Raw genomic sequence first — 22,928 nt, 5'->3', positions numbered from 1 at the left:
CGACCGGCTCGACCCTCGAACTTCCCCAGACCGACCGACCCGTCCGCGCCCGGTGCGCTTGATCATCGGACGAACCCCGAGCTAGAGTCGTCGCCCGTGCTCGGGGGTGCACAAGAGCTGTTGCCCATGGCATCAGCGGTCTCGGGGTCGCTGGTTGGCAAGTACCAGCTGCTTCGGCGCATTGCGACCGGTGGCATGGCCGAGCTGTTCCTGGCCCGGGCCACCGCGATCCACGGCTTCGAGAAGCTGGTGGTGCTCAAGCGGATCCTCCCTCAGCACGCGGAGAGCGACGACTTCATCCGGATGTTCCTCGCGGAGGCCCGTCTCGCGGCCACCCTGCACCACCCCAACATCGTCCAGGTCTACGACATCGGTGAGGAGTCGAACAACGTCTTCTTCACGATGGAGTACGTGCAGGGCCAGGACATGCGCAAGCTGGTGCGCGCCGCTCGGAAGGCCGAGAAGGCGCTGCCGCTCGAGCACATCCTCCACATCGGGATGGGCATCGCGGCCGGCCTGCATCATGCGCACGAGAAGATTGGCACCGACGGGCGACCGCTGGACATCGTGCACCGCGACGTGTCGCCGTCCAACGTGCTGGTGACGTACGAGGGCGGGGTCAAGATCGTCGACTTCGGCATCGCCAAGGCCACCTCGATCCAGACCGCGACCATCGCCGGCACGCTCAAGGGCAAGATCCCCTACATGTCGCCCGAGCAGTGCCGCGGCGAGCGGGTCGACCGGCGCAGCGACATCTTCTCGATCGGCACCTTGCTGTGGGAGCTGACGACCGGCGTGCGCCTGTTCACGGGGGAGAACGAGTTCGCCGTGATCCAGCGGGTGGCGGCGGGGGAGGTTCCGCTGCCCACGTCGGTGCGGCCCGACTATCCGCCGGAGCTCGAGGCCATCGTGATGCGGGCGCTGACCGCCGATCGCGAGCAGCGCTACAAGACGGCGCTCGACCTGCAGATCGACCTCGAAGACTTTGCTCGAGAAGCGCGGCTTCCGGTGTCCTCGGCCCGCATGGGCAAGTTCATGCGGGAGCTGTTCGAGGAGGAGATCAATCAGAACGCAGCGCTGATGCTCCAGATCGACAAGCTCGAGGACCAGCCCACGACGCCGCAGCCGGCGCTGTCGCGCGACGAGGTCCTGGGGCTGGCTCCGGCCCCCGGCTCGGCGGAGCCCGAGTCGGCCGAGCTGACTCCGAGCGAGCTGCGGGCGGGAGATGCGGGTACGCCGATGAGCCAGGCGAGCTTCGCCGCCGGCTCGGCCACCGACATCCACGTGGAGGACGTGCCGGCGCCCCCGGCCAGCAAGCTGGCGGTGGGCTTGGCGATGGCCGTGGGTGCGCTCGTGGTGCTGTTCATCTCGGCGACGATGTTCCTGTTCTTCTACGAGCCCGAGGCCAAGCCGCGCCAGGACGTGACGCCGGCGGTGATCGTGGAGACTCCGGCTCCGCCCGAGCCCAAGGTCGAGCCCCCACCCGAGCCTCCGCCCACGGTGTTCGAGGACGACGAGAAGGTGGTCGGGGTCGCCGGGGAGTCCGAGTCGGGCTCGTCGTCGGGGGGGGACACGGGGGAGGCCAACCCGGCGGTCGACACCGCGGCCGAGGCCGCGGGTGAGGGCGACCCCGTCGAAGACGACGGAGAATCCTCGGAGCCGCCGAAAGATGATACTACCGAGCCGAGCACGGGCGACTCGGGGCGCACCTCGACCAAGCGCTCCACGGGCAAGCGGACCAAGAGCTCGTCTGGCGGCAAGAGCAAATGGGATCCCAACTCCCCGTTCCCGATCTAGAGGAGCCCGCACGCCCCGGGGGTGTGCTGCGGATCGGCGTTGGAGCGCACCGGGGCGGCCTGGGACGCCTCCTGGGCCGGTTCGGGGCGATCGTCGTGGCGCTGGCGCTGGGGTTGGGCTCGGGAGCCGCAGGCGCCAAGCCACCTCCGATGCCCAAGGACAATGTGGCCCGCAAGCACTTCGACGCGGCGGTCGAGCTGTACAAGGCGGGGGACTACGAGGCCTCGATCGTCGAGGCCAAGGCGGGCCTGGTGCTCGAGGAGCACGAGTCGCTGCTGTTCATCCTCGCCCAGGCCGAGCGCCAGTCGGGCAAGTGCATCGACGCGGTGGACACGTTCTCGCGGTTCATCGCGCTGACCGAGAACGACGACATGCGGCAGAACGCGCTGACGGCCAAGGCGATGTGCGCCGAGGAGCTGGCCGAGCGGGCTCGGCTGGCCGAGCTCGTCGCGAGGGAAGCCGCAGAGCAGGAGCCGGAGCCCGAGCCGGAGCCCGAGCCACCGCCCCCACCACCGCCCAAGCCGTTCTACTTCGATCCGCTGGGCGACGCACTGGTCGGGGTGGGGGGAGCCGCGGTGATCGCAGGCGGAGCCCTGCTCATCGTGAGCGCGACGATCCATCCCGAGGACGAGCCGCTCTACGGTGACTTCGAGAAGGCCAGGGCGCGCCAGCAGACGATGCTGCTCGCGGGTGGCATCACCCTGGGCGCGGGGGTGCTGGTGGCCGCGGGCGGAGCGGTGCGCTGGGTCTTGGTGGCCAAGAAGAACAAGAAGGCCCAGACCACTCCGGCCGCGGCGCGGGTGCAGATGGGTCCTTGGCTCGATCCTCGCCGGGCGGGCGTGGTGCTCCGGGCTCGCTTCTGAGGGCGCGTTCGAGTGGGCTCGTCGCGAGACGAGTCGCGCTCGTGACATCGTGCCGGTGCAGGCGGGGTGCGTGAGCGTTCTCGATGTGTCCCGCGACGGAACGGGCCGGGTGGCGGATCGGCGCTACACTCACTGACCGGTGGGGGCACCCGAGCGTGGGAGCACGACGATGAGCGCGGATTCGCCACCTGCCTCACCGAAGCGATCGTGGACCGCCGCGCTCATCGAGCGCTTCGTGCATCCGCGGTGGAAGAGTGAGGACGTCGTCTCGCTGGGGCAGACGCGCATCCTGGTGGGCACGCTGTTGCTGTTCAGCTCGCTGACCCCGTTCGCGCTGGTCCGCCACCTGCTCGTGGGCAACTACGAGGGGGTCGCTGCGGTCTGTACGGCGGGGCCGTTCCTGGCGGGCATGCTCCTGCTCCTGCGGCGGGGGGTCTCGCCCCGGCTTCTCGGGCAGGTGGTGGGAGTCTTCCTCTCGCTGGTGTTCCTGTTCGAGGTGGCCGTCACCGGCGGCATCGAGGGCACCTACATCTTCGTGCTGGCGATCATCCCCGTGATGGTGATGTTGTTGGCGGGAACCCGGCACGGATGGTGGTGGTGTGGGGCGATGGCCGTGGTCGATGTCGTGCTGGTCGCCACCAGCGATGGCGAGCCGGCGGAGGTGGTCGCTCGCGGGATCTTCATCCTGGTCAGCACGATCTTGCTCACCGGCTGCGTCAAGATCTTCGACAGCCTGCGGGAGACCGCGGTGGCGGCGGCGGTCGAGGCCCGCCACGAGGCCGAGGCGGCAGCGGAGGCAAAGTCGGCGTTCCTCGCCAACATGAGCCACGAGATCCGCACGCCCATGAACGGCGTGCTGGGGATGCTGGGGATCTTGCGCGACACCAAGCTCGATCGCGATCAGCACGACTACGTGGAGACGGCGCACGCCTCGGGAGAGGCGCTGCTCGAGCTGCTCAACGACATCCTGGACTACTCCAAGATCGACGCGGGACAGATGAGGCTCGAGCCCCTGAGCTTCGATCTGCGGGGTCTGGTCGAGGACGTGCTCGATCAGGCCGCGCCGGCGGCCGACGCCAAGGACGTCGAGCTGGTGTCGCGCTACGTCCCGGGCACGCCTCGCCACGTGGTGGGCGACCACGGGCGCATACGGCAGATCCTGGTCAACCTCGTCGGCAACGCGGTCAAGTTCACCGAGCAGGGCCATGTGCTCGTGACGGTCCGGCACGCGGAGCGCGATGAGGACCTGCTGGTCTTCGAGTGCTCGGTGGAGGACACCGGCTGCGGGATCCCGAGGGACCAGCAATCGCTGATCTTCGAGCAGTTCCAGCAGGTCGACATGTCCACCGCGCGAACCCACGGCGGCACGGGCCTGGGGCTGGCGATCGTCCACCAGCTGGTGACGATGATGGGCGGTGAGATCGCGGTCGACAGCGAGCCGGGGCGGGGCTCGACGTTCTGGTTTCGCATCCCGCTCGCGGTCGACGAGGGCGCCGTCGCGAAGGAGGGCACACCCGTGCCGCTTCGGGGCCTCGGTGTGCTCGTCGTGGATGACGACCGGGTCAGTCGGTCCGTGCTGTGCGAGCGGCTGACTCGCTGGGAGCTGCGTACCGACGAGTGTGCGTCGGGGGCCAGTGCGCTGGAGCGGCTGCGCCAGGCGTGCGCCGAGGGGCGGCGCCATCAGCTCGCGATCCTCGACCAGCACATGCCGGGGATGAGCGGGCTGGAGCTCGCTCGGGCGATCAAGTCGGACCCCGAGCTCGAGCCCACGGTGCTCGTCCTGCTCGCCTCGGTCTCTCGCCGCGTGACGACGGCCGAGCTCCAGCAGCACGGAATCGCGGCCTACCTGGTCAAGCCCGTGCACCATGGCGACCTGATGGACGTGCTCGGCGAGGCGTGGGCGCGGTATGGAGCCGCCGACGAGCACTCGCTCGTCACCCGCCGCCGGGTGCCGCGTGGCGGGTCGGATCCACACGCGGGTCGAGGCAAGCGGGTGCTGGTGGTGGAGGACAACGCCATCAACCAGCGCGTCGCGGCGAAGATGCTGCGGGATCTCGGGTGTACGGTCGACGTGGCCGGCAACGGCCGGGAGGCGCTCGAGCTGGTGGGCTCGGTGCCCTTCGACCTGGTGTTCATGGACGTGCAGATGCCCGAGATGGACGGACTGGAGGCGACCCGGGAGATCCGCCGTCGCGAGCAGGACCAGGGCTCGCGGCTGCCGATCATCGCGCTCACGGCCCACGCCATGGCGGAGGATCGACTGCGGTGCGCGGAGGCGGGGATGACCGGCTACATCAGCAAGCCGCTCCGCAAGCACGACCTCATTCGCGAGCTTCGTGGGGCGGTGCCGTCGTAGGTCGGGGGCTTTGGTCCTGGTCTTGGTCTTGGTCCTGGTCTCGCTCGCGGGCGAGGGCACCGGGCGCGGCCCATAGCCACGGGGCCACGAGCGGAGCGAGGCTGAGCAGACCCGGGAGTCCGAGCAGGAGCCCGAGGTTGGTGGCGCGTCCCGGCGCGGCGGCCTCGGCTCCCAGCGCTCGGGGCCATGCATGCTCCCACACCGGGTTTCCGTGCTGTGGAGCCTCGGGGGTGGCGGTGGCTCCGAGCAGCATGTGGAGCACACCGATCACGGCGAGCACCACGAACACGCGCGGGGCGGCCCGCAGGGCCGGCACGCCGCCGAGCATGAGCAGGCCGAGCATGGGGACCATGTGGCGAGGGCCGAATGCAGCGCCACCGTCCCACATGTAGTAACCGGCGTTGAGCAACACGTAGTAGAGCACGATGCCCACGGCGGTGAGGAGGGCGGCGCGGGGGAGCCCCGCGGGGGCGGAGGGCTCGCTCGACTCGCGCAGGGCGACCACCAGGCCCCACGCGGCCAGCATGAGCGCGGGGGCGAGGTAGAAGAGTCCGCGGTAGCTCCCGAACAACGACGCCCACAGCGCGGTGGGATCGGGCATGGCGATCCCGTAGCGCACGCGCATGCCCTCGGCGAACTCCTCGAGGTAGACGAAGTCATAGCCGGTGCTCAGCGGGTGGCCGAACGCGGCCCAGTGATGGGCCCCCAGGGCCAGGGCCCACGGTATGCCGGCGAGCGCGACGCGGAGCGCGAAGCCTCGACCGTGGCGCCAGGCGGCGAGGGCCATGATGGCGAGGGTGGGTACGGCCGCCGGGTACTCGGTGACCACGGCGCCGCCGAGCAACGTGCCCACGACCAGCGGCGCTGCGATGCCGCGCTCGCCGGGCTCGCGCAGGGCGACGAGGGCGAAGGCCCACAGCAGCAGCGCCCCGCACAGCGTGTGTCCGTAGAACACGGTGGCATAGGGCAGCACGGGGGTGGCCAGGCCGAACGTCAGGGCGACGACGAGGGCCGGGCGTGCGTGGCCTCCGGCCTGGCGCAAGGCCAGCAGGAACATCGCGGCGGCGGCGGCCACCGAGGGCAGCACGCCAGTGAACAGCCCGCACAAATAGAGGGCGATGCGGTGGGCGAGGTTGTAGACCAGCACGTCGCCTGGCCCGCGCTGGTCGGGCTCGGGCACGGGGCTCCGGGGATCGAGCGGGCGCACCTGGACACGGGGAAGCTCGCCCCCGGTGGCGCGGCGCAGGAAGTGGAAGAGCGCGTAGGGAGGGACCGCAGCCCACGAGGCGCCGGGAGCCTTGTCGCAGTAGAAGTGTCCGTCGCGCCGGCTCTTGTCGCCGGTGGTGAAGTGATGGCGATCGATGATGGTGGTGCGCTGCTCGACCAGTGCACGCGTGAGGGCCAGCCGCGAATTCTGGTTCCACGCGGGCTCGCTCACGAAGTAGCCGTAGGTCAGCAGCAGCGCCACGCCCAGCGGGAGCACGCGTCGGCGATGCTCGTGCAGGGGGGCGAGCACGGACGACCCGCTCACGTGTCGGATGGGGGGTCGGATTGGGCGTCCGACTCGACTTGCAGCCCCATGGCCTCCTGGACCAGCTGGGCGAGGGCTCGTCGCGAGCGCTCGGCGGCCGCGGCCTCGGGGGCCTGGGCCAGGCGCTGGAGCATCTGGTAGGCGTTGAGGTAGCGGCGCTCGGGATCGCGGTCGAGGTTCTTGCGCACGATCTCGCCGAGCTTGGGGGACAGGCCGGGCACGCGACGACTGGGCTGGCTGATGTCGAAGCGCTCGATCGCGTCGCGGGTGGCCGCGTCGTTGGCCCGCTGGAACAGCCGCTCGCCCCGCAGGCACTCCCAGAGGATGGCGGCCAGGCCGAACATGTCGGATTTCTCGGTGGCGCTCGCGCCCGGCAGCAGCCGCTCGGGTGCCTCGTAGGCCAGCGTGCCGGCGTCGGGCTCGTCGTGCTCGGGCAGCAGCCACTCGCTGCGGGTCAGCGCGAAGTCGCAGAGGATCACGTCACCGCGTCGCGAGACCCAGATGCAGTGCGGGCCGAGGTCGCGGTGCACCACGCCGAGCGGGGCGGGCTCGCCGTCCTCGAGGTACTCGAGCGAGTGGATGTGGCGGACGGCGTCGATGAGCTGTCCCATCGCGTAGACCCCGATCTCGCGCCCGAGCGCCCTGGGCTCGCCGGCCTCGTGCCCGAGCAGGGTGGCCAGGCTCACCCCATCGACGCGATCCATGACCATGTAGGCCACGCCGTCCTGCTCGCCCGAGGCGTGCAGGGTGGGGATGCACGGGTGGTTGAAATTCTTGAGCAGGCGGACCTCGTGGTCGAACTGCCCGCGGCGCAGACCGGCGTCGGGGCCTCGGCCGGGCTCGAGCAGCTTGACGAGGTAGCTGGGGGCGTCGCCCCGGGTCTGGCCGCTTTGGGGGTCGGTCTCGACGGTGGGCTCGTCCTCGTGCTGGGCCCGGTAGTAGCGGGCGTGAGGGCAGGGGCCCGGCACGCGGTCCACGAGTCGATACCGCCCGAGGCCTCGAAGCTCCATGGTGATGGAGTGTGCATGCCGAGGATCCGGCTGTCCAGGCCGGCTGCGGCGCACGTCGGGGCGATCGGAGCCGCCGTGGTGGCCGTTGCGCGGCCGCTGGTGGCCGCCGGGAGGCACCCCGCCCGAGGGTGCCTGCGATCGGGAGGCGCCGAGATCGCGAGCACGGACCACTGCCGCGTTTCGATCGTCGACGAACGCGGGTATCGTCGCCCTCGTGACGTCGGGCGACGGCCGTCCCGTGGTGATCCTGGGCGCAGGCCTGACGGGCCTCTCGACCGCTCTGCACCTGCGACGATCGCCGTTCCTCGTGGCCGAGCGCGAGCAACGCGTGGGCGGCAAGGCCCGCAGTGAACGCCGTGACGGGTACACCTTCGACGTGACCGGGCACTGGCTGCACCTGCGCGACGATCGAGTCAAGGCGCTGGTGCGGGGTCTGTTCGAGGCCGGTCAGCTCGTGGAGATCGAGCGCCGCACGGGGGTCTTCACCCACGGCGTGATGCTGCCCTATCCGATCCAGGCCAACCTCCACGGCTTGCCGCTGCCGCTGGTTCGCGACTGCCTGGTGGACTTCGTGCAGGCCCAGGTGACGGCGGCTTCCCCCGGGGCTCCGGCGCCCCGCACGTTTCGCGAGTATGCGGAGCGCCGCTTCGGCCGCGGCCTCGCCGAGCTGTTCTTCGTGCCCTACAACACCAAGCTGTGGGGCGTGCGGCCGGACGAGCTCACGCCCGACTGGGGCTCGCGCTTCATCCCGCTGCCCGAGCCCGCGCAGGTGATCGGCGGCGCGCTGGGCTTGCGGCAGGAGGGGCTGGGCTACAACGCTCGCTTCCTCTATCCCCGCGCGGGAGGCATCGACCACCTGCCCGAGGCGATGGCGGCGCGGGTGCGGACGCGTCGTCCCGACTCGATCCGGATCGGCTGTGCGGTCGAGGAGGTCGATCCCGAGGGGCGGCGCGTGAAGCTGCAGGGCGTCCCCGACTGGGTGGAGTACCGCGCGCTGGTGTCCACGATCCCGCTGCCGCAGCTGGTGGCCCGCATGCCCTCGGCGCCGGCGGAGGTTCGCGAGGCCGCGGCGGCGCTGCGCTGGGTCTCGTGGAGCTATCTCGACATCGCCACCCGTCGCGCGCCGCCGATGCACGAGCACTGGGTCTACGTGCCGGAGCTCCACATCCCGTTCTTTCGGGTGGGCGTGTACACCAACGCGCTGCCCGCCATGGCTCCGCCGGGAGCCGGCGCGCTCTACGTGGAGCTGGCCGATCGCAGCGGGCACGTGCGGCTGCGGGACATGATCCCGCATCTTTGCGCGATGGGGGCGCTCGCGGGTCCCGACGACGTGGTGTTCAGCGAGCTGCGCCACGAGGAGTGCGCCTACGTGCTGTTCGACGATGCGTGCCACGAAGCCACCACCACCATCCACGCGTGGCTTGGTCGAGTGGGGGTGCGCGCGTGCGGTCGCTACGGCGCATGGACGTACAATTCGATGGAGGACAGCATCATCCAGGGCATGGAGGCGGCGGCGTGGGCGGAGGCCTGAGAAGAGAGTCGGACGGGGAGCCGGACGGGCAGTCGGACGGGCAGTCGGACGGGCAGTCGGACGGGGGGCCCAAGCGCGACGACGCAGCAGAAGCGCCCGAGCTGTCGGTGGTGATTCCGGTCTACAACGAGGAAGCGATCCTCGAGGCCAGCCTGGACGAGCTGTGCGATCGCCTCGACGCCGAGGGACTGCGCTACGAGGTCATCGTGGCCGAGAACGGCAGTCGCGATCGCACGGTGGAGCTGGCCCAGGCGATCGCCGCGCGCCGCGAGCAGGTGCGTCCGTGCTCCTACCCCGAGCCCAACTACGGCGGAGCGCTGCGCGAGGGCATCTACCGCGCGCGAGGGCGCTTCGTGATCTGCGAGGAGATCGATCTGTGCGACGTGGGGTTCCACCTGCGGGCGCTGGAGCTCCTGCGCCGCGACGAGGCAGACGTGGTGATCGGATCCAAGGCCATGCGCGGGGCCGAGGATACGCGGCCGCTGTCGCGCCGCCTGGCGACCCGCGTGTACAATGCGGCGCTGCGGGTGACGCTGGGGTTCTCGGGGACCGACACCCACGGGCTCAAGGCGCTGCGCCGCGAGGCGATCCTGCCGATCGCGGCGCGCTGCGTGGTCGAGCACGACGTGTTCGCCAGCGAGCTGGTGATTCGGGCCGAGCGCAGCGGGCTGCGGGTGCGCGAGCTCCCGGTCACGGTGGAGGAGAAGCGAGCACCCTCGATCCACCTCGTCCGTCGCGTGCCCCGAGTGTTGCGCAACCTGGCGCGCCTGATGATCTCGATCCACCTGTCCTCGAGCGTGACCTCCGACGAGCCCGATGCGTCGCGGACGAGCGCCTCGCCCGAGCCTCCCGATCCTTCGTCCTAGCCCCGCCGCCCTGGCCCCGCCGTCCGATGCCCGCGCTCCCGGCCACGCTCATCAGCGTCGATCTCGATGACGTCGCGTGCTACCACGCGATCCACGGGCTGCCGCCGCCATCCCCTTCGCAGTGCGGCGTGGGGCTGACCCGCTGGTTGCCGCGGTTCCTCGAGCTGTTCGCTCGCACGGGGGTGCGGGCCACCTTCTTCGTGATCGGCCGCGATCTCCAGCGCGACCTCGAGGAGGGGGGCGAGGGCGCGGCGCTGCTGCGGCAGGCGGTGGAGGCCGGGCACGAGCTGGGCAACCACAGCTTCTCCCATGCCTACGACCTGGTGCGCATGCCCGCGGCGGCCCAGCGGGAGGATCTGCGCGCCTGTGATGCGTTGCTGCGCGGGCTGGGGGCCGAGGTGATGGGCTTTCGCGCGCCGGGCTACACCCACGACGCGGGGCTGCTTCGGCAGGCGGCGGCGCTCGGCCATCGCTACGACAGCTCCTGCCTTCCGTCGGCACCGTACTACGCGGCCAAGCTCGCCGTGATGGGCGCAATGGCGCTCCGAGGCGAGCGCTCGTCGTCCCAGTGGCGGGGGGCCGGGTCGTTCCTGGGCTCGCGCCTGCCCTACTGGCGCGAGGACGTGGCGCTCTGGGAACTACCGATGTCCGTGTCGCCGGTGACTCGGGTACCGCTCATCGGCACCACCTTGCTCGCCTTGCCGGCCGTGGTCGCGGGCGCACTTCGTCGCACGGCGCTGGGTCTTCCCCACTTCCACCTCGAGCTGCACGGAATCGACCTCGGTGATGCCGAGCGCGATGGCCTCTCGCCAGGGCTGGCTCGTCGTCAGCCGGAGCTGCGCGTGCCCTGGCGGGTTCGTCACGAGCGGCTGCGGGAGCTGCTCGTGCTGCGTGGGGGCGGGACCGCGCTGCGCGACGCGGTCCGGTAGGCTCGATCGAGCGATCGGCGCTGTGAGCCCACGGGGACCGAGTCGGGCCACGAGTCGGCCGGATCACCGTCGCCGTGGACGAACGCGCGGCTCGGACGAGGCCTCGCGCCGCGTGGCCTGGGTGGCGAGGCGATCGGCTTCCTCGTTGCCTTCCTGGCCCGAGTGCCCGCGGATCTTGAGCAGCTCGAGGCGCGGGTACTTGGCCATCTCGACGCGGATCTCCTCGATCAGCTCGAGGTTGGCCTTGGCCTTCCAGCCGCCCACGAGCACCCCGAGGCTCCAGCCACTGTCGGTGTAGAGGTGGATCGAGCGCTGCGCGTCTTCGTCCCGCAGCATTCGCAACCCCTTGAGGATGGCCGACAGCTCGGCGATGTTGTTGGTTGCGCTGCCCAGGAACTCGGAGATCTCGATGGTCTGGTCCGGGCGCTGCATCAGCACCCCGATCCCGGCGGGACCCGGATTGCCCGAGCAGGCGCCATCCGTATAGAGGATGATGGTCTCGTCGTCGGCGGGCGTGCTCGGTTCCTCGCGGAGCGCAGCCATCGCCGCCTGCGTGGTATCACCCGCACCACTACCGCTCATCTCCGCATCGGTGATGATCTCTGTCTCATCGGGTAGTTCCACGAGGTTGTCGGGCGCGGCCTTGTAGGATTTGCGTGCTCCGAGCTTGTAACGCAGCTCAACTCGACCGCGGTGGACGATGGGCTTGCCCGTGGCAAGCACGCGCACATACACCGTTTGTCCCTTGAATTCGTACTTTTTCCACGGCATCGGACTCTTTGGACCCTACCGTCCGCAACCGAGCCAGCCAAGGTCCGTCTCCCGTGTGCTCGGCCACGAGGTGGCCATCCACCACGAGGAAACCGACATGTTCCCACTCTTTTCGGCTTGCACCGCCACAAACCGTCGTGTAGAGACCCCCGCTATGAAACGGACGTTTGCCACCACCACCTTCGCATTCGCCCTGCTGGGCGTGGCCGCCTGCAAGGGAGGCGGCGGCGACGCTGCGAAGCTCATTCCCGAGTCCGCCACGATGGTTGGCGGTGTCGACCTTGCCGCGCTGCAGAGCACCCAGTCCTGGAAGGACAACAAGGGGATGGTCGAGTCGCAGGGCAAGGAAGTGCTCGACGCGATGTCGGCCTGCAACCTGGGCCTCGACAAGTGGAAGAGCCTGACCTTCGGAGTCGACCCCTCCGGCGGCGAGAAGTTCGCGGCCGTGGTCGTGGCCGACGGCCTCGGCAAGAAGGAGAACCTCGACTGCGCCGCGGGCAAGATCAAGGAGAAGTCGGGCAAGGATCCCTGGACCGCCGAGGAAGAGGGCAAGGTCCTCAAGATGGACGGCGACAAGGGCGTGGCCTACGTGGTCGACGACAACACCATCGCGGTCGCCAGCAAGGACTGGGCCGACGCGGTCAAGGGCTTGACCAAGGGCGAGGGCAAGAACGCGTTCGACGGCCCGCTCAAGGACGTCATCGGCCGCACCGACACCGGCAAGCACGTGTGGTTCGCGGGCAAGATTCCCGACGACGCCAAGGGCATGGCCAAGATGGCGGGCGACATCGGCGAGCCCCAGGACGTGGCCGGCTGGATGGACCTGTCCGGCGGCATCGAGCTGTGGGTTGCCGTGGGCCTCAAGGACGCGGACCAGGCCACCAAGGCCAAGGACACCATCCAGACCCAGTTCGACGGCATGAAGGCGATGGCCGGCCAGTTCGGCGTGCCCCAGGGTGTGGTCGACAGCGTGAAGTTCGACACCAAGGACAACGCCTTCACCGTGACCGCCAAGGCCTCCGACGCCGACCTCAAGACCATCCAAGAGAAGGTCATGGGCGGCATGATGGGCGGCATGTAGCCCCGGATCCTTCGAGATCACTTGATCGGACGTGCCCGGCACGTCATCATCCGCGGCCCGGAGGGAGGAAATCCCCCGGGCCGTGTCGCATTCGGCGACACGGAGACTCGTAGCTGCTGATGGCGGCGAACATCGAGGAGAAGACGAAGACGATGGCCAAGAAGACCCCGCTCCAGCTCGTCAAGGAGAAGTATGGCTCCAAGGCGCAGCTCATCGACGCCGTGGCGTCGCTCGTGGATCGTGACGACGGCGAGTCCGAGGACGAGCACAAGAAGCGCCTCAAGTACGTGTCCAACGCAAAGCTCCTGCACCTGGTGGCGCTGGCCGAGAAGGCCAAGGCCCTCGGTGGCCGCGACGGCATGATCGCGAAGATCCTCGAGCTCAAGGGCCAGACCAAGGATCACGAGTACCGCGACAAGCTCAAGAAGCTCTCGCTGGGCCGCTTGGTCGACATGACCAAGTAGGCGGGCGAAGCCTACTCGACGGTGGCGAGCACCGCCGCCGTCTCGAGGTTGCCGAACGAGTCACGCGCCCGAACCACGATTCGGTGCGTCCCCTTCGTCAGCCCCTCGGGGCTGACGTTCACGACCTCGACGGGCTCGTCGAACATGCCGTCCGCGGCCGAGAGCGCGCGGAACGGGCCGTCGTCGATGCTGTAGGCCGCGTCGTGCACGTAGCCGCCGGTGTCGCGGATGGTGGCGGAGAGCTTGCCGGCGCCCCAGCGCAGGTCCTCGATGCGAGGCCGCTGCCGGTCGACCACGAACGGGGCCGAGCGCAGCTCGTCGGTGCGGGCCTTGCCGGCGCCGTTGCTGGGCTCGTCGCTGGCCACCACCTCGATCTCGTACACGCCGTCGGGCACGGTCGAGAGATCCCACTGCAGCTCGCGCTTGGTCACGGGATCCTTGGCGTCGTGCAGCGGGATCCACTGCGTCTCGCCGGTCCCCTCGGGACGAGCGCGCACGCCATAGACGAGGTCGTCGTCGTCGCGGGCGTCGACCTTCCAGCGGATGGTGACCTTGGGGCTGGGCTCGCGCTCGCCGTCGTCGTCGAGCTCGGGGCGGTTGACGTCGACGCTGGTCAAGAGCGGCGCGAGGTTCTCGGGCGCGTAGAACTGCTCGAGCTCGCGGAGCTCCGCGTCGGGGGTGTCGAGGCCGACCTCGATCTGTAGATAGCGACGGCGGGGAAGCGAGGAGAGGTCGCCACGAAAGCCCGCGCCCGGCTCGACCGTCAGCGTGATCGCGCTCCACGGCGACCAGCGATCGTCGGCCTCGGCGCTGGGGCCCACGCGGGCGCGGACGGAGAGCGGCCCCTTGCCGCGCAGCGCCAGCGCCCCGAAGTCCGAGGGCTGCTTGGCGTCGAGCACCTTGGTGCGGTAGAGGGCCTTCTTGGCGGTGGACGCCTCGAGGTGATAGGCGCCCGCGCCCTGGCCCACGGTGGCGAAGATCGGACCCTTGGCCGCGCGGCACAGCGCCGTGCTCTGGCGCTCCTCGAAGTCGGCCACGGTGGCCACGTCACGAGGGCCCCGCAGGCGGTAGATCTTGCCGTCGGACGACGTGGACAGGAGCACCGTGCCCACGTCGTCGAGCGCGAGCATGCCGGTGAAGTACTGCCCCTCGCGCGAGAACCACTGGTCCCACGGGGCCTCGCTGGCGCGGTCGAAGTCGCGGCCAGTCCCGGGACCGGTCCCGAGGTCGACGTGGTGCACGGTGGCGTCGGCCTTGGGGGGGCGGGCCTGCTGGAGATCCCCCTGCGGGGGGTCGCCCACCAGGCTCGTGCGCTGGAGGTTCTTGGTGAGCGCATCGACGGAGCTGAGCGAGCGGTCCTCGAACGTGTTGACCGCGGCCAGCAGGCCCTGGCGGGTCAGCGCCAGGGCGCGCAGCTCGTCGCCCTCGAGGTCCTTGAGCAGCACGCCCTTGGGATCGTCGGAGAGCCGCAGCAGGCGCGCCGAGGGAGCCGTGCCGACCAGCAGCGCATCGCCGACGGACAAGAGGCTCATCAGGTGCTTGTCGACGTCGTCGAGCACGACCTTGGGGTCCTTGCCCGCGAGGGTCATCGCGAACAGCTCGCCCTTGGGGCCGGTGCCGGCGTAGAGCTTGCCCTGGTGCACGGTCAGCGCCCAGACCTGCTCGACGGGGAGCTCGGCGAACTCGGAGACCTTGCCGCGGCCGTCGAGGCGCCAGAGCTTGCCGCCGGGGAGGGTCGCCACCACCACGTCGCCGCCGGGGAGCTCGGCCATGGCGGTCACGACCACGCCCGACAGCTCGGCCACGCGCTCGACCTCGACCTTGCCCTTGTCCTTGCCGCGCTTGGCCAGGCCCATGCGGAACACGGCCGCCTTGTCGGCGGTGCCCACCAGCACGTCGTCCTTGCGGCTGAGGCACGAGAACGCCGAGGCGGCGTCGGGCAGCTCGCCCTTGGCGGGCACGAAGCCGGTGGTGACGCGGCCGCTGTCCTCGATGGCCGCGCCCTCGGTCTCGCCCGCGTCGAAGTCGGAGTGGTCCTCGAGGGTGAAGGTGCGGGTGCCTCCGGCCCATGCCGACGACGGAGCCACCAGGGCCGCGCCGACGGCCCCACCCAGGGACAAACCCAGGGACAGGCCCAGCGACAGACGCAGGGTCCGGGGAGCGCGCGGGAGGTGTCGCACGGCGAGCGGGAGGGATGGGTAGCGCGAGCGCATGCGGGCCGTCATGGTGCGTCGTCGAAGGTCTTGCGGGGGAGCACGTCGAGCTCCAGCGTGTGCTGGCCCTCGATGATCGTCTCGGTGGGGAGCACGCGGCGGGCCATTCGCTTGAAGCGCACGGCATCGGAGGTGCTGCCCCGATCGACGAGCGTCTCGAGCACGCTGTCGGGCAGGTCCTCGATGAGCCCGTGCTTGGTCGACAGGCCCTCGCCCTGGCGGTAGATGCTGGCCACCAGCGAGCGCGAGGGATAGCTCTGCTCGATGGTCTGCAGCAAGGTGTCGAGGGAGTCCGGCCGCGGGCGGTAGGGCGTGGCCCCGTCGCCGCCGCACAGCTCGACCTTGATCTCCTCGCCGCCCGCATCGTCGGGGATCCGCAGCGGCACGATCATGGTGCGGGTGTCGCCCTTGAACGCGCGCAGGGTCACCTCGAGCCGGACCACGTCGCCCTCGCGGATCTCCGAGTCGAGCAGGCGGACCTGGTCGATGGTCTCGATGGGCGCGCCGTACTTCATGCGGATCTCGTGGCGAGTGCCGCGGATCGTTGCCACCTCGAACTCGTTGTCGAGCGCGGCCATGATGGTCAGCACGCCGCGGCTACGGGCCAAGAGGCGCCCGATGAGGCCCTGCGGGAAGAACACGTCCTCGTCGAGGGTGAGGGTGCGAGGCCCACGACTGGTCTCCAGCGAGATCTCGTGGTGGATGGTGATGACCACCTCGGTCGCGTCGCGTCCGGCCTCGTCGACCGCCTCGGAGAGGATGCTGGCCACCAGGTTCGGGGTCAGGTCCAGCCCGAAGGCGACCTCGTTGCGGTAGGTGCGAGCCGGCAGGTCGGGGTCGGGGCCGATCATGGTGACCTCGACCGGGATCATCGGGGCGAAGAGATCCGTGCGCAGCGCGATGGCGGGCTGGCGATCCTGCACCATCGTGCCCTGGATCGTCAGCGGGCTCGACATCTTCACCGAGCGGTCGACGCTGTTGATGATGGTGTGGACGCGGGCATCGGCGAACGGCAGGTTGCTGGGCCCGTCCTCGAACATCGAGTGCCCGAAGGCCAGCAGGCGATCGCCCTTGGGGCTCACCCAGGTCACGGTGCCGTTGCTCGCCGCCGAGCTGTCGCCGCGGATGAGCACCACCGAGACCGAGTCGCCGGGCTTCCAGACCTTCTTGGGCGCCGATGCCGACTTGGCTCCCTCGGCGCCCGCGCCCGGGCCGGAGCCCCCGCGAACCGGCACCATCCCGAAGGTCTCGCCGAGCATGCGCGCGGTGCTGGTGCCCAGGCCCGAGACGGTCAGCGGCAGCGGCAGCGGCTCGAGCGTCGCGCCGGCCTCGAGCTCGTCGGGGCGACGACGTGCGGGCAGGGGATCGGTGCGCAGGCCCAGCATCTGGTCGGCCCAGGCGCGGCTGCCCTCGCGCGCGCGCCCGCGCCGCGGACCGGCGGGGTGGGCGATCACGTCGGGCCGAAACGGCAGCTCGCCCACCTCGAGCATGTTGGAGATGGGGGTCAGCGCGCCCAGCGGATCCTTGTTGAAGCGCCAGCCGTAGGAGAGCGCGCCCACCAGCTTGCCGTCGAGGAAGATCGGCGAGCCGCTCATGCCCCCCACGATGCCCGAGTGCTCGAGCCGGGGATCGCTCGAGCGAAACAGCACCGCGTCCTGCTGAGGCAGGTAGTTGCGGATGGTGTCGACCACCTCGATCTCGAAGCGATCGCTCTGCTCGCCAAAGAACACGGTGACCGCGTGACCGCGCATGCCCGGCTTGATCTCCGAGACGGGCATGGTGGGCAGGGGGCCCCCGGCGCGGGCGGTGGCGGGCGGCAGGACCGACGACGTGGCCAGCGATCCTGCACACAGCCATCCTGCATGGAGCAGGGCAGCACCACAAAGGCCCACGGCCCAGCGACCCGAGGTTGTTCGGCTACGACTTGCCATGGCGTCCGAGGGCTTTCTCCATCATGGCCGGGAGGTCGTCCTTGGGCCCATAGTAGTAGTGGTAGCGCTCGCGCTCGGGGTTTTGGAGCTCCGCGTCGGCGTTCCCCGTGGTCGGGTCGATGAACAGCACCCGCGGGATGTACGTGCCGTCGGGACCGTAGGCGAGCGCGGCGGGCGTCTGGTCCTGATCGGCGTTGACCATCACGAATTGCTCGGACAGCTCGGTCAGGCGGTGGTCCTGGAACGAGGGCTTGAGCTCCTTGCAGCGCTCGCACCAGCTGGCGTGGACCACCAGCATCAATGGACGACGCTGGGCCTTGGCTTCGGCCAGGCCCTCGTCGAGGCTCCGCCAGGCGATCGCGTCGTTGAAGCCGTGGGACGGGGCGGTGGCCTGGCGGGTCGCGGCGGCGGGGGGGCGAGCGTCCTTGGACGGAGGGGGGCGGCGGTCCTCGTAGACCTCCACGCATCCGGTCATGGATCCGGTCATGGATCCGGCCATGGATCCGGCCATGGATCCGGCCAAGGTGATCACCGCCAAGGAAGCCAAGGGCAGGGGAGCCCGGGAGCGGTTGGACGTGGGACGCACGAGCGGTGAACGATACCACGCACTCGGCGCGACGCGGTCCCCGGGCCGGATGGCCCTGGAGCGGCCTCCGGAATGGCCCACGGATTGGCCGCCTTGGCCGGGAATTGGCCCACCGGTGGGCCGGCGCTGGTGGCGAGCCCAGCCGTTTCGCCTACTTGTCCGCGGCACGGCCCTGGCAAGGCCGGAGGGCATGTTGTTCGAGATCCCCCAAGAACGTCCTCGGGAGCGGATGATGCTGTTCGGTCGCGAGCAGCTGGCCGACGTGGAGCTGCTCGCGCTCATCCTCGGGGGTGGGCATGCGGTCAACCGAGCGCTGGCGCTGATGCAAGATGCCGGTGGCTTGCTCGGGCTCGACCGCGCCAATCCGCAGCAGCTGTGCCGCACCTCGGGGGTGGGCCTGGCCGGCGCCACCGCGATCTGTGCGGCGCTGGAGCTGGGCCGACGCGTGGCGCAGCTCCAGGTCCCGTACGCGCGCTGCATCGAGGGTCCCGACGACGTGGCGGCGTTCCTTCGCGCGTCGATCGGAGCCGCCTCGCAGGAGACGTTCCTGGTGCTCGGTCTCGACGTGCGTCAGCGGCTGCAGATGGTCCGAACCATCGCCGTGGGCTCGCTGTGCAGCGTTCAAGTGCACCCGCGCGAGGTGTTTCGCCCGCTGGTGCAGGCGGGGATGCATGCGGTGATCCTCGTCCACAACCACCCCAGCGGCGAGGCCGAGCCCAGCGACGCCGACGTGATGCTCACCCATCGCATGGCGGAGGTGGGTCGATTGCTCGGGATCCTGGTGCTCGATCACCTGGTGGTCACGCGCGAGTCCACCGTCTCGATGGTGGAGCTGGGGATTCTGGAATCGCCACTGGGGTGACGTGGCCCGTCGACCGCGGTCCGGGTGCGCGGACGGCGAGACCGCCCCGGCCGTGCAGTGGTGGGCGTCACCGAGCCGGGCCACGAGGAAATAGCTCGGGGAGGGTCGGACTTGTGGGGGCTCCGCCCTATACTCTGGGCTCCCCCATGAACCGCAAGCGCATCCTCGCGATCGCGAAGCTGGTCCTGTTGTTCGGGACCCCCTTGGCGCTGATCTTCGGCTTGTTCAGCTGTGGCGTCTACTGTGGGGTCCAAAACCGCGCCGGGATCACCCACTTCGAGCGCGACTGGCTGGGTCTGGACGTCGAGGTCCCCGACGATGCCACCGTGGCCAAGGCGCCCGAGACCAAGGCACCGGAGACCAAGGCGCCCGAGACCAGGGCTCCGGAGACCAAGGCGCCCGAGACCAAGGCGCCGCCCACCACTGCGGTCCCACCGAGCACGCCATCGACCACCCCATCGGTGACCCCACCCGCGACTCAGGTTCCGTCGACCACGCCGCCGACCACGGGGGGGCCCGAGCCGTTGCCCCCGCCGCAGACCAAGGTCGATCCTCTCGACGGCAGCTTGGCGGCGCGCTTGCAGCTCCCGGTCACGGTGCGCATCAAGGTGCTCGTCGATCCGCCGCTCATCGAGGATCACCCCGACTGGATCGACTACTTGCAGCGCACGGTCAGCCGAGCTTCGCAGGTCTACGAGCAGCAGTTCGGGATTCGGCTCGAGCTGTCCGGAGTCGGTCGCTGGATGGTGGCCACCGAGGGCATGGGGGCGTCGGAGCTGCTCGATGATCTTCGCGGTCGACCGCGCGAGGGGGCGGAGATCCTGGTGGGCTTCACCAATCGACCCTTCGACGACACGACCGCAGGGCAGGCCGACACCCCGCTGCCCGACAGCCCGTTCAATGGGGCCTACGGGGTGGTCTATGCCACGCGGCATCATCGTGAGGCGCACCTGCGGACGCTGCTGCACGAGGTGGCCCACATGTTCGGCGCCCTCGACATCACCGATCCCGCCAACCCGGCGTACCAGGCGGGCAGCTGGATGAGCTACGCCGCGGTGCCCGAGTCGCGCGAGCCGTGGATCGACGTCGACAATCGTCAGCGAGTGCTCATGCGCAAGGATCTGCCGTTCGCGCCCGAAGCGTTGCCCACCCCCTCGCCCGCGGAGATCGAGCCATGAGCAAGGCAACGGACGACAAGGCCCTGCACAAGGCTCCCAAGGTCGATCCCAAGGCCAACCCCGAAGGCGAGGGCAAGCGCGGTGGTTGGACGTCATGGGCGCTGGGCTGGGTGCTGGTCCCCGGGCTGATCATCGGCCTGATCTTCGGGTCCGGTGCTCTGGTGGGCGCGCACTTCCACGACGCATGGTTCGTGGAGGTGATCGTCTGGTTCGTGGGGCTGTTCACCTAGCCGCTCGCGAGCTTGCTCGTACCGCGAGGACCCGGGCACGGCGCGGCCGGGAGCCCGTGGCCACGGTGCTCGGCCCCCTCCGGTCCATGGCCGTCGAAAGGCCGTCCGAGCCGGAATTCTCCGGCATCCGCCGCCTTGGCGACTCGGGCTCGAGAGGAGCGGTGCCGAACCGGCACGACCCGAGTTGCGCTAGGCGGCTGCCATTTGGGATGCTCCCGGGGCCCCAAGCGAACCAGGAGCCTCATGGCGCTGTACACCCTGTACGTCCAGTACGCGGGACGCCCCCCAGAAACCAAGCCGTTCGACAAGCAGACGATCGTGATCGGTCGCGACGTCGGCGACATCGCGCTCATGGACGCGCAGGTGTCGGGCCGTCACGCCGAGATACGGTTCTCCAACGGCAAGCTCGTCTTCCAAGATCTCGGCTCGACCAACGGGTCGTTCCTCCCCAGTGGAGAGAGGATCACCGGCCCCGTCGAGCTCGGCATCGGCAATGCGGTGCGGCTGGGCCAGTCGACGATCACCGTGCAGCACATCGACTTCCCGGGTGCGGTGCAGCAAGGGCGCACCATGTTTGCCCCGGGGGGCGCGCCGCCGCCTTCGCCGAGTCCATCGGCTGGTGGTCCGCCGCCGCCGATCCCGGGGCTCAATCAGCCGATGGCGCCGCCGCGGCCGGCAGGTCCTCCGCCGGGTCCGGCCCCGGGCGGCTATCCTCCCGCCGGCGCCGCGGCGCCGTCGCCAGGCTATCCGCCGTCGCCGGGGCAGCCCGGCATGGCGTCGCCGGGGATGCCGGGCCAAGCTCCGAGCCAACCTCCCGGACAGCCGGGAGGATTCGGCCAACCGCCGGGGCAAGCGCCCGGCCAAGTTCCTGGCCAAGCTCCCGGACAGCCCGGAGGGTTCGGCCAGCCGCCGGGTCAAGCACCGGGCCAAGCACCGGGACAGCCCGGAGGCTTTGGTCAGCCGCCGGGCCAAGCACCGGGACAGCCCGGAGGCTTTGGTCAGCCGCCGGGCCAAGCACCGGGACAGCCCGGAGGCTTTGGTCAACCGGGTCAAGCCCCGGGGCAGCCGGGAGGGTTCGGGCAGCCGCCGGGACAGCCGGGTGCATACGGGCAGCCGCCGGGTCAGCCGGGCTACGGCCAGCAGTTCAACCAGGGCATGCAGCAGGTCGGACAGGGCTTCGATCAAGCGTTCGCGGGAGCCGATGCCTCGGGCCAGGGCTTCATGGACGACATCAAGCACGGCATCGGGGTGTTCAAGGACAACCTCGTGCCGGCGGTGATGCTGCTGGGCGTTCCCACCGTGGGTGGGGCGGTGCTCTCGGCCCCCTTCATCATCCTCGACATCGCGGTCGGGGTGGGGAGCCTGCTGGCGTTGCTGCTGTCGCTGCTGTCGCTGGTGGCGGTGCCGGCCACCTACTACTTCATGGCCCAGGCACACATGGGCAATCGGGTCGGCTGGCTCGACGCCTACAAGGCGGTGCTGGGCCGAGGCGTGGGTGACCTCGTCAGCTTCTGGGTGTCGTTCATCATCGGTGCGATCGCGCTGTTCTTCCCGCTGGGGTTCTTCGTGGGCCCGGTGTGGATGTTCGAGCCCGACAAGAAGTTCTTCGACACCAACATGCGCAGCCTCGAGGTGTGGAAGCCGGTGATCGTGCGGACGATCGTCGCCACGCTCATCATGGCGGTGGCCGTGAGCGTGGTGCTGCAGATCCTCAGCCGCATCGTGCTGGGTCTGTTCAGCGCGGGCTTCATGCTGCGCCTGTTCGTCGCGCTGTTCGGCATCATCAACGCGATGGGCAACGCGATCTTGTTCCCCATCATCGCGGCGATCGCCGTGAAGGTGTACTTCGAGGTTCGCGAGCAGATGGAGGGCGCCGATCCCAAGCCGGCCGCCAAGCAGATGCTCGAGCAGATGGCCGCGGGAGCGCCCGATCTTCCTGGTGTGCCCGATGGCTTTGGCCAGGGGCAGTACGGGCAGCAGCCGGGTGGGTATCCGGGGCAGCCCGGCATGGCGCCCGGGCAGCCGGGAATGGCCGGGCCGGGCGGGTACCCGGGGCAGCCGCAGCCGGGCGGGTACCCGGGGCAGCCGCAGCCGGGAATGGCCGGGCCGGGTGGGTACCCGGGTCAGCCAGGCCAGCCTCCGGGACAACCGGGTGGGTACCCAGGCCAGCCGCCTGGGATGGCGCCGGGCCAGCCGCCTGGGATGGCGCCGGGCCAGCCGCCTGGGATGGCGCCGGGCGGGTATCCGGGGCAGCCGGGCCAGCCGCCGGGGATGGCTCCGGGCCAGCCGCCGGGTGGGCCGGGAGGATACCCGGGACAGCCGCCAGGGCCGCAGCCGGGCGGATACCCGGGGCAGCCGGGCCAGCCGCCGGGAATGGCGCCGCCGGGACAGCCGGGCGGATACCCGGGGCAGCCGGGCATGCCGCAGCCGGGCGGGTACCCGGGACAGCCGGGCCAGCCGCCGGGAATGGCGCCGCCGGGACAGCCGGGCGGTTACCCGGGGCAGCCGGGCATGCCGCAGCCGGGCGGGTACCCGGGGCAGCCCGGGATGGCGCCGCAGCCGGGAGGGTACCCGGGGCAGCCGGGTCAGGCGCCCGGAGGATATCCGGGACAGCCCGGCCAGGCGCCGGGAGGGTACCCGGGGCAGCCTGGCCAGGCGCCGGGCGGGTATCCGGGGCAGCCCGGCGGACCGCCGGGGCCGGGCGGATACAACCCCTACGGTCAGTAGGC

At 70.4% G+C, this 22,928-nt stretch carries 18 protein-coding genes; 12 read left to right on the top strand and 6 right to left on the bottom strand.

From position 1 onward, the window contains the following. The first annotated feature begins 126 nt into the window (after nucleotides 1-126). The 3 genes from OEB96_RS29575 (at nucleotide 127) to OEB96_RS29565 (ending at nucleotide 5,016) form a co-directional block, all read left to right on the top strand. Nucleotides 127-1,797 carry a serine/threonine protein kinase gene (locus tag OEB96_RS29575; RefSeq protein ID WP_266220135.1) on the top strand — a complete coding sequence of 557 codons (1,671 nt, stop codon included), beginning with the start codon at nucleotides 127-129 and terminating at the stop codon, nucleotides 1,795-1,797. Between the two features lie 149 nt (nucleotides 1,798-1,946). Continuing rightward, complete coding sequence (locus OEB96_RS29570; RefSeq protein ID WP_266220134.1) at nucleotides 1,947-2,660, top strand: hypothetical protein; 714 nt, start codon at nucleotides 1,947-1,949, stop codon at nucleotides 2,658-2,660. A gap of 169 nt (nucleotides 2,661-2,829) precedes the next feature. Further along, entirely contained in the window at nucleotides 2,830-5,016 is a 2,187-nt protein-coding gene (locus OEB96_RS29565) for a response regulator (protein ID WP_266220133.1), read from the top strand. Here the strand turns inward: OEB96_RS29565 and OEB96_RS29560 are convergent. Both OEB96_RS29560 and OEB96_RS29555 read right to left on the bottom strand, forming a co-directional pair. Then, entirely contained in the window at nucleotides 4,982-6,547 is a 1,566-nt protein-coding gene (locus tag OEB96_RS29560; RefSeq protein ID WP_266220132.1) for a hypothetical protein, read from the bottom strand. The two genes, OEB96_RS29565 and OEB96_RS29560, sit on opposite strands and share 35 nt — an antisense overlap. Next, complete coding sequence (locus tag OEB96_RS29555; RefSeq protein WP_266220131.1) at nucleotides 6,544-7,557, bottom strand: serine/threonine-protein kinase; 1,014 nt, start codon at nucleotides 7,555-7,557, stop codon at nucleotides 6,544-6,546. The genes OEB96_RS29560 and OEB96_RS29555 overlap by 4 nt, the downstream gene beginning before the upstream one ends. Before the next feature lie 214 nt (nucleotides 7,558-7,771). Here OEB96_RS29555 and OEB96_RS29550 point away from each other — a divergent pair, with 214 nt between their 5' ends. The 3 genes from OEB96_RS29550 to OEB96_RS29540 are packed head-to-tail and all read left to right on the top strand — an operon-like array spanning nucleotide 7,772 to nucleotide 10,883. Continuing rightward, nucleotides 7,772-9,088 (top strand): protoporphyrinogen/coproporphyrinogen oxidase, encoded by a 1,317-nt coding sequence (locus OEB96_RS29550; RefSeq protein ID WP_266220130.1) that lies wholly within the window; start codon nucleotides 7,772-7,774, stop codon nucleotides 9,086-9,088. After that, a complete protein-coding gene (locus OEB96_RS29545; RefSeq protein ID WP_323137445.1) occupies nucleotides 9,073-9,954 on the top strand; it encodes a glycosyltransferase family 2 protein in 882 nt (293 codons plus the stop codon). The genes OEB96_RS29550 and OEB96_RS29545 overlap by 16 nt, the downstream gene beginning before the upstream one ends. A 26-nt stretch (nucleotides 9,955-9,980) precedes the next feature. Further along, on the top strand, nucleotides 9,981-10,883 hold the full coding sequence (locus OEB96_RS29540; protein WP_266220129.1) for a polysaccharide deacetylase family protein: 903 nt from the start codon (nucleotides 9,981-9,983) through the stop codon (nucleotides 10,881-10,883). A gap of 63 nt (nucleotides 10,884-10,946) precedes the next feature. Here OEB96_RS29540 and OEB96_RS29535 read toward each other — a convergent pair whose 3' ends face one another. Continuing rightward, on the bottom strand, nucleotides 10,947-11,654 hold the full coding sequence (locus tag OEB96_RS29535) for a ribonuclease HI (protein ID WP_266220128.1): 708 nt from the start codon (nucleotides 11,652-11,654) through the stop codon (nucleotides 10,947-10,949). A gap of 154 nt (nucleotides 11,655-11,808) precedes the next feature. Between OEB96_RS29535 and OEB96_RS29530 the strand changes: the two genes are divergently transcribed. Then, on the top strand, nucleotides 11,809-12,735 hold the full coding sequence (locus tag OEB96_RS29530) for a hypothetical protein (protein WP_266220127.1): 927 nt from the start codon (nucleotides 11,809-11,811) through the stop codon (nucleotides 12,733-12,735). Between the two features lie 119 nt (nucleotides 12,736-12,854). After that, nucleotides 12,855-13,199: a hypothetical protein gene (locus OEB96_RS29525; RefSeq protein ID WP_266220126.1), complete on the top strand. Its 345-nt coding sequence runs from the start codon at nucleotides 12,855-12,857 to the stop codon at nucleotides 13,197-13,199. 11 nt (nucleotides 13,200-13,210) lie between these two features. Here the strand turns inward: OEB96_RS29525 and OEB96_RS29520 are convergent, their stop codons facing one another. From OEB96_RS29520 to OEB96_RS29510, 3 genes are read right to left on the bottom strand one after another with little or no spacing between them, the layout of a single operon-like run. After that, the gene (locus OEB96_RS29520; RefSeq protein WP_266220125.1) at nucleotides 13,211-15,379 is read right to left on the bottom strand and encodes a hypothetical protein; all 2,169 of its coding nucleotides are present in this window, start codon (nucleotides 15,377-15,379) and stop codon (nucleotides 13,211-13,213) included. A 41-nt stretch (nucleotides 15,380-15,420) separates the two neighbouring features. Beyond that, a complete protein-coding gene (locus tag OEB96_RS29515) occupies nucleotides 15,421-17,343 on the bottom strand; it encodes a SpoIVB peptidase S55 domain-containing protein (protein WP_266220124.1) in 1,923 nt (640 codons plus the stop codon). Continuing rightward, nucleotides 17,330-17,830 carry a thioredoxin family protein gene (locus OEB96_RS29510; RefSeq protein WP_266220123.1) on the bottom strand — a complete coding sequence of 167 codons (501 nt, stop codon included), beginning with the start codon at nucleotides 17,828-17,830 and terminating at the stop codon, nucleotides 17,330-17,332. Before OEB96_RS29510 ends, OEB96_RS29515 begins: the two co-directional genes overlap by 14 nt. A 289-nt stretch (nucleotides 17,831-18,119) precedes the next feature. On the opposite strand from OEB96_RS29510, the gene radC reads away from it, so the two are divergent. The 4 genes from radC to OEB96_RS29490 all read left to right on the top strand — a co-directional run bounded on the left by radC (nucleotide 18,120) and on the right by OEB96_RS29490 (nucleotide 22,926). Next, complete coding sequence (gene radC, locus OEB96_RS29505; RefSeq protein ID WP_266220122.1) at nucleotides 18,120-18,791, top strand: RadC family protein; 672 nt, start codon at nucleotides 18,120-18,122, stop codon at nucleotides 18,789-18,791. Between the two features lie 146 nt (nucleotides 18,792-18,937). Then, nucleotides 18,938-19,969, top strand: coding sequence for a M12 family metallo-peptidase (locus OEB96_RS29500; protein WP_266220121.1), 1,032 nt, complete (start codon nucleotides 18,938-18,940; stop codon nucleotides 19,967-19,969). Then, nucleotides 19,966-20,199, top strand: a complete 234-nt coding sequence (locus tag OEB96_RS29495; RefSeq protein WP_266220120.1) for a hypothetical protein — start codon at nucleotides 19,966-19,968, stop codon at nucleotides 20,197-20,199. Before OEB96_RS29500 ends, OEB96_RS29495 begins: the two co-directional genes overlap by 4 nt. A gap of 243 nt (nucleotides 20,200-20,442) precedes the next feature. After that, nucleotides 20,443-22,926, top strand: coding sequence for an FHA domain-containing protein (locus OEB96_RS29490; RefSeq protein WP_266220119.1), 2,484 nt, complete (start codon nucleotides 20,443-20,445; stop codon nucleotides 22,924-22,926). Nucleotides 22,927-22,928 lie beyond the last annotated feature (2 nt).

The sequence above is a fragment of the Paraliomyxa miuraensis genome, assembly GCF_026337845.1.
In the GTDB taxonomy this organism is placed as follows: Bacteria; Myxococcota_A; Polyangia; order Nannocystales; family Nannocystaceae; genus Paraliomyxa; species Paraliomyxa miuraensis.
The sequence above is the reverse complement of the archived record's forward strand: the minus strand, read 5'-3'. Positions and strand labels throughout refer to the sequence as shown.